Source organism: Brevibacillus parabrevis, assembly GCF_022701015.1.
GTDB lineage: Bacteria > Bacillota > Bacilli > Brevibacillales > Brevibacillaceae > Brevibacillus > Brevibacillus parabrevis.
This window is the reverse complement of the sequence record NZ_CP064090.1, coordinates 2684089-2696169: the sequence shown is the minus strand read 5'-3', so window position 1 is coordinate 2696169 and position 12081 is coordinate 2684089. Positions and strand designations below refer to the sequence as shown.

The following is a 12081-nucleotide window of genomic DNA, read 5'->3' as shown; positions in this document are numbered from 1 at the left end:
CATTTTTGTATATAAATGATGAATTTGGGGTAGAAGCCGGGAAACAAATCGAGTATAATAAGTTCGTAATAAGGAAACGAAACTGCGTTTCACCAGATGAAACCCCAAGTTACAATAGGGAGGTTGTATACATTGGCTAAACAAGATGCTTACAAAGTGAAATCTTCCCTGCAAGTAGGCGACAAGTCTTTCGCGTACTATCGCCTGCAAGGATTGGAAGAACAAGGACTCGGCGATGTTTCCAAACTGCCGTTCTCCATTAAAGTTTTGCTTGAGGCTGCTGTACGTCAGTTCGATGGCCGTGCGATCACCAAAGAACACGTACAACAACTGGCGACCTGGACAAAAGGCCGCGACGAAAACCAAGAAGTACCACTCATGCCAGCTCGTATCGTCCTGCAAGACTTCACAGGCGTACCTGCTGTCGTTGACTTGGCAGCGATGCGTATCGCGATGAAGCGCGCTGGTGGAGATCCAAAACGAATCAACCCGCTCGTGCCTGTTGATCTCGTAATCGACCACTCCGTGATGGTTGACGATTTCGGTAATGCAGCAGCTCTGGACAACAACATGAAGCTCGAATTTGAACGCAACCAAGAGCGCTACCGTTTCCTGCGTTGGGCGCAAACAGCGTTTGACAACTTCCGTGCTGTTCCTCCAGCTACTGGTATCGTTCACCAAGTAAACCTGGAGTACTTGGCAACTGTTATCGCTACTCGCGAAGTAGATGGCGAACTCGTTGCTTTCCCTGACTCTCTGGTAGGTACTGACTCCCACACCACTATGATCAACGGTCTTGGTGTTCTTGGTTGGGGTGTCGGTGGTATCGAGGCAGAAGCAGGAATGCTCGGTCAACCTCTGTACTTCGTAACACCAGAAGTTGTCGGCTTCAAACTGACTGGCACCCTGAACGCTGGTGCAACGGCAACTGACCTCGCCCTGACTGTTACGCAAATGCTGCGTAAAAAAGGTGTGGTAGGTAAATTCGTGGAGTTCTACGGCCCTGGCCTGTCCAACATCTCGCTGGCTGACCGCGCTACCGTAGCAAACATGGCTCCTGAGTACGGCGCTACAATGGGCTTCTTCCCTGTAGATGCGGAGACACTCAACTACATGCGTCAAACTGGTCGTGAAGAAGACCTGATCTCTCTGGTAGAAACTTACACCAAAGCACAAGGTCTGTTCCGTACCGACGACACTCCAGACCCAGTCTTCTCCGAAACATTGGAACTGGATTTGTCCACTGTCGTACCAAGCTTGGCTGGTCCAAAACGCCCGCAAGACCGCGTAGAGCTGACTGCTATGAAGGAATCCTTCAACAACAGCCTCCGTACGCCAATCGACAAAGGCGGATTTGGTCTTTCCGAAGAGAAAATCGCAGCAAGCGCACCAGTTGCTTATCCAAACGGTGAAACCGCTACGCTGAAAACAGGTGCTGTCGTGATCGCAGCGATTACTTCCTGTACCAATACATCAAATCCTAGCGTAATGCTGGGTGCAGGTATCCTGGCGAAAAAAGCAGTGGAAAAAGGTTTGAAAAAGCCTCCTTTCGTGAAAAGCTCCCTGGCTCCAGGTTCCCGCGTCGTAACGCAATACCTGACTGACGCTGGTCTGATTGATTCTTTGGATGCGATCGGATTCAACGTAGTCGGCTACGGTTGCACCACTTGCATCGGTAACTCCGGTCCATTGCCGGAAGAAACCAGCAAAGCAATCGCTGACGAAGACCTGACAGTAGCAGCCGTCCTGTCCGGTAACCGTAACTTCGAAGGACGTATCCATGCACAGGTAAAAGCGAACTACCTCGCTTCTCCTCCATTGGTTATCGCCTACGCACTGGCTGGTACTGTAGACATCGACCTGACTACAGAACCAATCGGTACTGGCAAAGACGGAGAGCCTGTTTACCTGAAAGACATCTGGCCAACTCCACAAGAAATCTCGGAAGCAATGGGCAAAGCAATGAACCCAGACCTGTTCCGTGCCGAGTACGGCCAAGTGTTCACACAAAACGAAGCTTGGAACAAAATCGACGTTCCAACTGGCGATCTGTACGAGTGGGACGAAAAATCCACCTACATCCAAGAACCGCCATTCTTCAAAGACCTTGCTGGCGAAATCGCAGCGATCGCAGACATCAAAGCAGCGAACACCATCGCTCTGTTCGGTGACTCTGTGACAACTGACCACATCTCCCCAGCTGGTAACATCTCGCCAACCAGCCCTGCAGGTATTTATCTGCAAGCAAATGGCGTAGAGCGCAAAGACTTCAACTCCTACGGCGCTCGTCGTGGTAGCCACGATGTCATGATGCGCGGTACGTTTGCCAACATCCGTATCCGCAACCAAGTGGCTCCTGGCACTGAGGGCGGCGTAACGAAATACTTGCCATCCGGCGAAGTTATGTCCATCTACGATGCTTCCATGAAGTATCAAGCAGACGGCACTCCACTCGTTGTACTGGCTGGTAAAGAGTACGGTACTGGTTCTTCCCGTGACTGGGCAGCAAAAGGTACTTTCCTCTTGGGCATCAAAGCGGTTATCGCTGAGAGCTTCGAGCGTATCCACCGTGCGAACCTCGTAGGTATGGGCGTTCTGCCTCTGCAATTCGCTGACGGCCAAAGCTGGAAGTCCCTGGGCATCGACGGCACTGAGTCCTTCAGCATCCTGGGTCTCTCCGACGAAGTTCAGCCAGGCCAACGCGTAAAAGTAGAAGCAACCAAACAAGACGGCAGCAAGTTCGAGTTCGAAGTAATCGTTCGTCTCGACTCCATGGTAGACGTAGACTACTACCGCAACGGTGGTATTCTGCAAACCGTTCTTCGCCAGCTGCTGGACGAAGGCAAACCAGTAAACGCGTAAGTTTTCGCGACACAAATAAGTTCGTAACAGCACCCACCCAAAAAAGCAGGCCCCGGAGTTTTCGGCGGCCTGCTTTTTCGTGTTCTGGAGCACGTACAAAAACCACCACAAAAAGTCTGTGGTGGTTACTGATTTACTACTCTACTGGCGTTTGGTTTGGAAAGAAAGCAGTTCAAGTGTCACGGAGCTTTGCCAGCGGAGGCTGGGAATCCCGCACTTTTATTAGCTTACCTGCGTCTCGCTGTCTTGCGAAAACTGGCTGTTGTACAAATCGGCGTAGAAACCGCCCTGCGCCAGCAGTTCTGCGTGATTCCCCTGCTCGATCACCGTGCCCTTGTTCATGACGAGAATCATATCGGCATCGCGGATCGTCGACAGGCGATGGGCGATCACAAAGCTCGTTCGTCCTTCCATCAGACCAGCCATCGCTTTTTGAATCAACAGCTCTGTCCGGGTATCGACGCTGCTCGTCGCCTCATCGAGAATCAAAATCGCCGGATCGGCGAGGAACGCCCTGGCAATCGTCAAAAGCTGCTTCTGTCCTTGCGAGATATTCGATGCTTCCTCATTCAGCATCGTCTCGTATCCTTCCGGCAGTGTCCGCACAAAATGGTCGGCATGTGCTGCTTTCGCCGCCTCGATGATCTCGGCGTCGCTTGCCCCCGCCCGTCCGTAGGCGATATTTTCCTTGATCGTTCCGTTAAACAGCCACGTGTCCTGCAACACCATGCCAAACTGGCTCCGCAGCTCGCCCCGCGGCAAATCGCGGATGTCGTGTCCGTCAATCGTAATGCGTCCGCCATCAAGCTCGTAGAAGCGCATGAGCAAATTGACCAAAGTAGTCTTGCCAGCCCCGGTCGGTCCGACGATCGCCACCGTCATGCCTGGCTGTACATCGATGTTCATATCCGTGATCAGCGGTTCCGCTTCCTTGTAGCCAAACGACACGTGTTCGAACTGCACATGCCCCTGCGAACGGACAGCGACAGCTTCCGAGCGCTCATCTGCCGACTCCTCTTCTGCGTCCAGCACTTCAAAAACGCGTTCGGCAGCGACAAGCGTTGACTGGATGATGTTCGCAATGTTGGCCGTTTGGGTAATCGGCTGGGAAAACTGCTGGGCGTACTGGATGAACGCCTGCACATCCCCGATCGTGATACTGCCGCGAGTCACGAGCACGCCTCCGACTACACAGACAAGCACAAATCCGATATTGCCGACAAACATCATCAAAGGCATCATGATCCCGGCAAGAAACTGCGCCTTCCAGCCTGATTGATACAGCTTTTCGTTAATCGCATCGAACTTCTCGATCGCGCTTTTTTCCCGGCCAAACGCTTTGACGATTTTATGCCCTGTGTACATTTCTTCCACGTGACCGTTCAGTTCGCCGAGCGCTTGCTGCTGTCCTTTGAAATGCGGCATCGAGCGGGAAGCCACCAGTTTGATCACAACGACGCTAAGCGGCAAGGTCAGCATCAAAATCACTGTCATCAGCGGACTGATCGTCAGCATCATGACGACTACCCCCACCAGCGTGATGATCGACGTGATCGTCTGCGTCAAGCTTTGCTGCAACGTCCCGCTGATCGTATCCACATCGTTGACGACCCGGCTCATGATCTCGCCATGCGTGCGCTCGTCAAAGTATTTCAGCGGCAGCCGCGCCAGCTTTTCATTTACTTCTTTGCGCAAAGCATACACGGTCTTTTGCGCGACAGAAGCCATCACGTATTGCTGAATATAGGCAAACAGAGACGAAAACAAATACAGCCCGATCAGCGTCACGATAATTTGCCAGATCGCAGAAAAATCGAACGTCGCCCCAGGTACTCCCTTTACCTTGCCCATGAATCCTTCGAAAATCGTAGTCGTTGCATTCCCCAGCAGCTTCGGACTGAGAATACCGAAAATCGTACTGAGTGCAGCGGTCAAAAAGACGATGAACAGCTGGAAGCGATACGGCTTCAAATAGCCGAGCAAGCGGCGCAGCGTCCCTTTGAAATCTTTTGCCTTCTGACCAGGCATTGTCAGCATTCCAGGCCCGCCGAAGCCCATCGGCCTTTGCCCGCCTGGCCCTTGGGGAGGTCGTTGTTGATTTTCCTTCATGCGAGTTCCTCCTCTGTCAGTTGGGATGTGACAATCTCCTGGTAGATGCTACAGGTAGCAAGCAGCTCGCGGTGTGTGCCGATCCCCGCCACTCTGCCTTCCTCCAGCACGATGATTTGGTCAGCGTCCATCACCGTGTTGACCCGCTGTGCCACGATGATGACCGTCGCCTCCTGCGTTTCGCTTTTCAAGGCAGCTCTCAGCTTGGCATCTGTTTTGAAATCAAGCGCCGAAAAGCTGTCGTCAAAAATGTAGACGCCCGGCTGGCGAACGAGCGCCCGGGCAATCGAAAGCCGCTGCTTTTGCCCGCCGGACAAATTGGCTCCGCCCTGCGAGAGCACCGTATCCAATCCGTCCGGCATGTTCTCGATAAAGTCTGTGGCTTGGGCAATGTCCAGTGCGTGCCGGATTTCCTCTGTTGTCGCCTCTTCTTTTCCGTAACGAATATTGTCCGCAATCGTCCCGGTGAACAGCAGAGCCTTTTGCGGCACGAAGCCAATGTTTGTCCGCAGCTCGCTTTGCGGCCAGTCGCGCACATCCGTGCCGCCTACTTGAACACACCCGCTCTCGACATCGTAAAAGCGCGGGATCAGGCTGGCAAGCGTGCTTTTCCCCGAGCCGGTTCCCCCGATCACGGCCGTCACCTGTCCACGCCGGGCCACGAAAGAAATGTCGGAGAGGGCGGGCTTTTCTGCGCCTGGATAGCGGAACGTCACTTGGTCAAAAACGACGTCTCCCCCTGTGCTTGCTTTCCCTACACTTGCCTGCTCGCGGTCGACGATGACCGGCTCAGTCGAGAGCACGTCGTGAATCCGCGCCGCTGAAGCGGAAGCTCTCGGCACCATGCTGAACATCATCGACGCCATCATCAAGGAAAACAAAATTTGCATCGCATACTGCAAAAAGGCCATCAAATCGCCTACTTGCATATGGCCCGTGCTAATCCGCAATCCGCCAAACCAGATGATCGCAATCGAAGTGGCATTCATCATCAGCATCATGACAGGCATCATCCCAGCCATGATCTGGTTGGCTTTGATCGCTGTCGCAGTCAAATCTTCGTTCGCGCGATTGAAGCGTCCCCGCTCGTGCTCAATCCGATTGAAAGCCCGCACGACGCGGATGCCTGTCAACGACTCGCGCAGCACGAGATTGAGCTTGTCGATTTTGCCTTGCATGGCTTGGAAATACGGAATCCCTTTCGAGCCGATCCCGAAAATCGCCAGGACCAAAATCGGAATCGCCACAATGATCACGATGGACAGCTCCGCGTCTTTGGACAAAGCCATGATGATCCCGCCGATACACATCATCGGAGCCATGACCATCATCCGCAACATCATGTTCAGCACCTGCTGGACTTGGGCAATGTCATTGGTCGTTCTCGTGATCAGCGAAGCGGTCCCGTGCTTGTCGAACTCCTCCAGCGAGAACCGTTCAATATGACTGAACACGCTGCTGCGTATCCGCATCCCGAAACCGGAAGCAGAACGGGATGCCATGTAGCTGGCCGCGACAGACAAAACTGCAGCGCCTGCCGAGACAAGCAGCATGAAGCCGCCCGTTGTCCATATATAAGCCGTATTTTCCTTCACGATCCCTTCGTTGACGATATGTGACATCAACGTCGGGAGATACAAGTTCGCAATCGACTGAAGCAACATAAACAACATCGTCAGAAAGACCATCTGACGGTATGGCCGTAAATAACGCAATAATTTCAGCAAAAAAATCCTCCTTTTGTCCTTCAGCTACATGCGCGGTTAAGGCCGGAGCATGGAGACGCACGATTCAGTTGCCGCTTCAATCTCATCCGTGAGCAACGCCTTGATTTGTTCCATATCATGTCCGTCCGCGCGCAAGTTCTTCTTTTTCCGGTGCAAATAACCCATCGCGTGCATCATCGCTCCCCAAAACTGCTCCGCGAGCAACTCCGGCGACATTTGACGCACATCGCCTGCCTCCATCCCTTGGCGGAGCGCATCTACCATGACTTGCAAATTGTTGTCGCGCCACATCAGCCCACGCAGTTCTTCCCCCGTAAACAGCTCACGCAAATCATGGCGCATGCGAAAAAAGAACATGACATGCAAAGAGCGTTCAAACAAATTATGGAACATGACGAGGGCAAACTGTTTGCACAGTTCTACCGCTGTCCCTTCCTGCGAAAAATGATAGCGGGTATGCTTGTTGGAGAGCTGAAACATATGCGCAAACAAATCGCGAAACAACGAGCGCTTGTCTTTGTAGTAGTAATACACCAGTCCTCTGGCTACTCCGGCATGCTCAGCCACATCCTTGATATCTGCGGCTGCATAGCCCTTTTCCACATAAACAGCAAGAGCGCCCTGCATGATCGCTTCCTTTCGCTGGGCGCGAATTTCTTCGTTCTGCTCCTTTGAGCGAGGCACGAGCTGCTCCCCCCTTTTTTCATTGACTTTCGTGTCAGTCAAAATATAATCCTGTTAGCAGCGACTGTCAATAGGTGAAAATCGTCGCTGTAAAACGAATGCATGTTCTCTTCCCGCTTGAGCCACCCTTATAGGGAAGGAGGGATACGATCATGAGCGAGCAAAACTTTGAACAAATTTATGCGGAATACAAAGCGGCAGGCGAGCAACAGGCTTTGCGCGAAAGCGACCAGGGCTACCTCCCGTCTGCTGCGGGCAAAGAGCAAATTGTTGCCGTGCGCAAAAATGACGATGGCGATTTGATCGCCTTCAAAACAAACTCGGGAAGGGAGCTGGATTACCTCACCGCTTTGCAGGAGGCCAAGGCGGGGAACCTGGCGCATGTAGACGTGTTTCACAAGTACGGACGGGATATTTTGCGCAGCGAGCCTGACGGCATCAAGGAAAACAACCTGGACAACCTCCCTGCTTTTTAAGTCGCCACACCCTGTACAGGCCATTGATCCGATGGCCTGCTTTTATTTGCTTCGCGAAAAGCAGGCCACGCCTAAGCAGCAGGGGCAGCGAATATTTATGGAAAAAGCAGGATTTCTCATTTCACCAAATGGGGAGGAACATACTGTGAAACAGTTGTTTCGAGAAACGTGGATCGAAGTCAATCTCGATGCGATCAAGAAAAATATTCGGGCGTTCCGTCGCTATATTCCCAAGCAGACGAAAATCATGGCGGTGGTCAAGGCGAACGCTTACGGACATGGTTCGGTAGGCGTTGCCCGCCACGCTCTGCAGTACGGAGCAACCTCTCTTGCTGTCGCGATCATCGAGGAAGGCATTGTCCTGCGCCAGGCGGGAATCACCGCCCCGATCCTTGTGCTTGGATTCACCCCGCTCTCCCGCGTCAAGGAAGCACTCGCCTGGAATATCGAGCTATCCGCCTTCCAGGTAGACTGGATCAAAGAAGCGCAAAAAATCGTCCGCGCATCCGATTTCAGCGGCCGCCTGAACATTCACGTCAATATGGACACAGGGATGGGACGTCTTGGCGTACGGACAAAGAAAAATCTGCTCTCCGTCGTAAAAGCATTGGAGGCCAGCCCGGACTTGCACTGGAATGGCATTTTCACCCATTTTTCCACCGCCGATGAAGCCGACCACACCTTGACCAAGCTACAGCACGAGCTTTTCGTCAATGGCCTGCGCTATTTGGAGCAACACGGGTTCAAGCTCCCGACCGTACACATGTGCAATACAGCCGCCGCCATCGCCTATCCGGATTACAGCGCAGATATGATTCGCCTCGGCATCGGCATGTACGGACTGTATCCGTCCGCTTACATTCGCAGCCTGAATCGCATCAGGCTCGTGCCCGCGCTCAGTTTGAAGTCGCGTTTTTCGTATGTGAAAACGATGCTGTCGGAACCGTACACGATCAGCTATGGAGCGACGTACATAGCGAAAAAAGGCGAAGTCATCGGAACGATTCCCATCGGTTATGCCGACGGCTACTCGCGCGCTTTGTCGAACCGCGGGTTTGTGTTGTACAAAGGCAAGCGCATGCCCATTGCCGGGCGCGTGACGATGGATCAGCTGATGGTCAGTCTCGGCGAGCGAAAAGCGAAGCAAGGCGAGGAAATCGTCTTGTACGGCAAGCAAGAAGGCGGAGAAATTACCGTGGATGAAATCGCGGAAATGCTCGGAACGATCAACTACGAAGTCGTGGCTACTTTAAGCAACCGCATCCCGCGCTTGTTTTTGGTCAAAGGAGAAGTCGTGGAAATCACGCATTTGCTGCCAAAAGGATAACCGCTTGCCCACTCCCCTGTACGAACAGCACCCGCTGTCAGCAGGGGAGTTTTTTCGCATAGATTAGCCGCCAGCAACAAAACATAAGAGAATCTTGCCATGGAAAGGATTGGATTGAACCCATGAAGTCACGATGGACCTGCGCCATTCTTGCCTTTTTGCTGCTCAGCCTGCCCCTTTTCGGCTGCAAGGCTGGTGAACCATTTCAGCTCCAGGAGAAAAAGGGGCCAGCCCCGCTTTCTGACGACGGCTCGGTTCAGGCGCATAAGCCAGTCGTGGTCATCCTGATCGATTCGTTAATGGACAAGCCCCTGCAAGAAGCCATCCGCCAAGGCCGCGCTCCTGCCCTGGCTTTTTTGCAGGCAAAAGGACACTACTTCCCGCGCATCGTCAGTTCTTTTCCCACGATGTCTGTCACCATCGACAGCACGCTGCTCACAGGAAGCTACGCCGATCGCCACCACATCCCCGGACTTTCCTGGTACAGCGAAGCGGAAAACCGGATGATTTACTACGGATACGGCCCGAAAGAAGCGCTGAAAATCGACCAGCCGCAAGTGCTGCTCGATGCCATTCAGCAATTGAACCAAACCCAGCTCGGCAAAGACACAAAAACGATCCACGAAGAACTCGCGGACCTGGGCAAAGACTCTGCTTCCATCAATGCGATTGTCTGGCGCGGAAAAACAGCCCATACCTTGAAAATCCCTCATCTGATCGAGGTGGCCGCTCAACTTCCCGGCGAGCTTTCGGTTACGGGACCGACATTCATGTCCTACGCCGCCTTTGCCCAACTCGATCCGAATCAAAAGCGGCACACGCGAATCTGGCGCAAATACGGCATGAACGATGAGTTCTCTGCGCAGGAAACCGCCTTTTTGATCGATCATAGCCGACTGCCTCCGCTGACCATTGCCTACTTGCCGGAAAATGACGCAGAGGTCCACAAAAAGGGGCCAGCGACGATAGACGGGATTGAAAATGCGGACAAGGCGCTGCAAAGTCTGCTTGATACTTTTGGATCGTGGGACCAGGCGGTCGAGGAAGTGCGTTGGATCGTCATGGGAGACAGCGCACAAAGCGCGGTAAAAGCGGATCGGCAAGCCGCTATTATCGACCTGCGCAGCTTGCTCGCGCCTTTTCTCATCCCCCCGATCAGCCGTCCTCCGCAAGCGAATGACCAGGTCGTCATCGCCGCCAATGAACGGATGGCGTATGTGTACGCCCTTGATCCAAAACTCTCCCTCTCTGCGCTCGTCACTCAGCTTCAGCGTGAGCCGAGGCTCGATATCATCGCGCGCAAAGAAGGATCGTCCATCGTCGTCTCCGCTGGCGGAAGCGATGGCAAACGCCGGGTGGCGTACAAGCCAGGCGGGCCTTTTCAAGATGAGTACGGGCAGTCGTGGAGCTTGCAGGGTGACGCGAGCGTGCTCGATATCAAGCGGGCAAAAAAGCGCATCACGTACGGAAAATACCCCGATGTGCTTGCCAGGCTGAACGGTGCCTTGAACTCCCATCCTGGGCGCTACGTGGTTGTCACCGCCCAGCCTGGCTACGAGCTGGTGACAGAAAGCTCTCCTGCCCATCTGGGAGGTGCTGCACACGGCTCGCTGCATGAAGTCGATTCACTCGTCCCGCTCTTGGTCACCGGGACGGACAGCCGACCGAAAACGAACCGCATCGTCGATCTCAAAGAATGGCTGCTTCGCCTCGTAAACGAATAGGCTTGCCGACGCGCTTATTCTTTGTTGATTCGCTGTCGGGCTGATTCCCGCTTGCCTGTGGCGGGAACCAGCTCTCCCACTTCTCCCAGGCCAAAAGCAGGCATATTGACGTACACGCACTCGTAGTTTCCTGCTTCCACCAGATACGTCTCGTGATAAATCCCTACCGAGCCATCCGTCCCTACCGCCTGATTGAATTTTCGCCACGCTGTCAGGTGAAGGGGCGCATGCCGCGCATACTTTTCCAAATGCTCAAACGACCGCCAATATTGAATCTGCGTAATTGTCCGCATGTTGACGCTGGAGCGGCTGCCCAAAAACCCGAGTTCGGGATTTTGATACAGCTCCTGCATCATCCCGCCCATTGCCTTCGCCACCGGAACCCATTTGTGCACTGCCAGCAGCTGGTTGATTCGCATACCGATAATGAACACCACGTAAGACCCATCCACTTTTGCCGTATACCGCCCTGGCATTACGTTTGCCATCTGCAATCCCCTACCTTGTCAACGTTTTGAGATGAAGCTCATAGTAAGCCATGAAATCATCAGAATGAAACAAATGCGCCGACAAATACGCTCCGTAAAACATCGAGAATAACAAAACGACTGCCTCTTCGTTGCTGACATGAGCAACCAACTGTCCGTCTTCGCGCGCTTCCTGCACACACTGCTCAAAAATCTGGTGCATGTTCTTGCCGCCGATTTCAGCTCGCTGCGCCGCTTCGACATCGGGGAACAGCAAGGACAGTTCCGCCTCCGACAGTGCCGGAACGCACGGATGCATCTTTTGCTCGGCGAGAAAACTGATCAGGCTGAGCATGATTCCAGGCTGCTTTTCCGCATATTCCGCCACCATGGAAAAAGCGTGGCGCACGGCGGCAAAGCCTCGCTTCCCGTTGTCTGCCAGCTCTTTGTAACACCGCACCTGCCAAATGCTCATAAAATAAATCAGCAGCTCTTCTTTTTGCGGGAAAAATTTGAAAAAGGTCACCTTGGAGACTTCTGCCTGCGCGCATATGTCATCCACAAGCACGCTGCGGAATGTGCCTTCGTTGATCAGCGCAAGCGCTGCCTCCAGCAAGGCGAGCTTCGTCTTCGCTTTCTTTTTCTCACGCAACGAAATCGTTTCAGCCATTGTTTCCTTCCCTTCCAGTTACACCCAAGACTAGG

9 protein-coding genes are annotated in these 12081 nt (G+C 53.4%); 4 read left to right on the top strand and 5 right to left on the bottom strand.

The annotated features are described in order from the left end of the window. Positions 1–132: 132 nt before the first annotated feature. Positions 133–2862, top strand: a complete 2730-nt coding sequence (gene acnA / locus IRJ17_RS12715) for an aconitate hydratase AcnA (RefSeq protein ID WP_122963987.1) — start codon at positions 133–135, stop codon at positions 2860–2862. Positions 2863–3084: 222 nt separating this feature from the next. On the opposite strand, the gene IRJ17_RS12710 is transcribed toward acnA, so the two are convergent. From IRJ17_RS12710 to IRJ17_RS12700, 3 genes are read right to left on the bottom strand one after another with little or no spacing between them, the layout of a single operon-like run. Further along, complete coding sequence (locus IRJ17_RS12710) at positions 3085–4971, bottom strand: ABC transporter ATP-binding protein (protein WP_274874142.1); 1887 nt, start codon at positions 4969–4971, stop codon at positions 3085–3087. After that, positions 4968–6698, bottom strand: coding sequence for an ABC transporter ATP-binding protein (locus tag IRJ17_RS12705; RefSeq protein WP_242774934.1), 1731 nt, complete (start codon positions 6696–6698; stop codon positions 4968–4970). Before IRJ17_RS12705 ends, IRJ17_RS12710 begins: the two co-directional genes overlap by 4 nt. Before the next feature lie 36 nt (positions 6699–6734). Beyond that, positions 6735–7382 (bottom strand): TetR/AcrR family transcriptional regulator, encoded by a 648-nt coding sequence (locus tag IRJ17_RS12700; protein ID WP_122964072.1) that lies wholly within the window; start codon positions 7380–7382, stop codon positions 6735–6737. Positions 7383–7534: 152 nt separating this feature from the next. Here IRJ17_RS12700 and IRJ17_RS12695 point away from each other — a divergent pair, with 152 nt between their 5' ends. The 3 genes from IRJ17_RS12695 to IRJ17_RS12685 all read left to right on the top strand — a co-directional run bounded on the left by IRJ17_RS12695 (position 7535) and on the right by IRJ17_RS12685 (position 10909). Continuing rightward, complete coding sequence (locus IRJ17_RS12695; protein WP_122963985.1) at positions 7535–7858, top strand: DUF3892 domain-containing protein; 324 nt, start codon at positions 7535–7537, stop codon at positions 7856–7858. A 145-nt stretch (positions 7859–8003) separates the two neighbouring features. Next, on the top strand, positions 8004–9185 hold the full coding sequence (gene alr / locus IRJ17_RS12690; protein WP_122964071.1) for an alanine racemase: 1182 nt from the start codon (positions 8004–8006) through the stop codon (positions 9183–9185). A 122-nt stretch (positions 9186–9307) separates the two neighbouring features. Next, the gene (locus tag IRJ17_RS12685; protein ID WP_242774932.1) at positions 9308–10909 is read left to right on the top strand and encodes an alkaline phosphatase family protein; all 1602 of its coding nucleotides are present in this window, start codon (positions 9308–9310) and stop codon (positions 10907–10909) included. A 14-nt stretch (positions 10910–10923) separates the two neighbouring features. Here the strand turns inward: IRJ17_RS12685 and IRJ17_RS12680 are convergent, their stop codons facing one another. Further along, the gene (locus IRJ17_RS12680) at positions 10924–11397 is read right to left on the bottom strand and encodes a DUF4188 domain-containing protein (RefSeq protein WP_122963983.1); all 474 of its coding nucleotides are present in this window, start codon (positions 11395–11397) and stop codon (positions 10924–10926) included. 10 nt (positions 11398–11407) lie between these two features. Beyond that, entirely contained in the window at positions 11408–12046 is a 639-nt protein-coding gene (locus tag IRJ17_RS12675) for a TetR/AcrR family transcriptional regulator (protein ID WP_122963982.1), read from the bottom strand. Positions 12047–12081 lie beyond the last annotated feature (35 nt).

Coding starts and splice junctions, on each gene's coding strand:
- IRJ17_RS12710 (WP_274874142.1), bottom strand. CDS start 4,971: ATGAAGGAAAATCAACAACGACCTCCCCAAGGGCCAGGCGGGCAAAGG.
- IRJ17_RS12695 (WP_122963985.1), top strand. CDS start 7,535: ATGAGCGAGCAAAACTTTGAACAAATTTATGCGGAATACAAAGCGGCA.
- IRJ17_RS12685 (WP_242774932.1), top strand. CDS start 9,308: ATGAAGTCACGATGGACCTGCGCCATTCTTGCCTTTTTGCTGCTCAGC.
- IRJ17_RS12680 (WP_122963983.1), bottom strand. CDS start 11,397: ATGGCAAACGTAATGCCAGGGCGGTATACGGCAAAAGTGGATGGGTCT.
- IRJ17_RS12675 (WP_122963982.1), bottom strand. CDS start 12,046: ATGGCTGAAACGATTTCGTTGCGTGAGAAAAAGAAAGCGAAGACGAAG.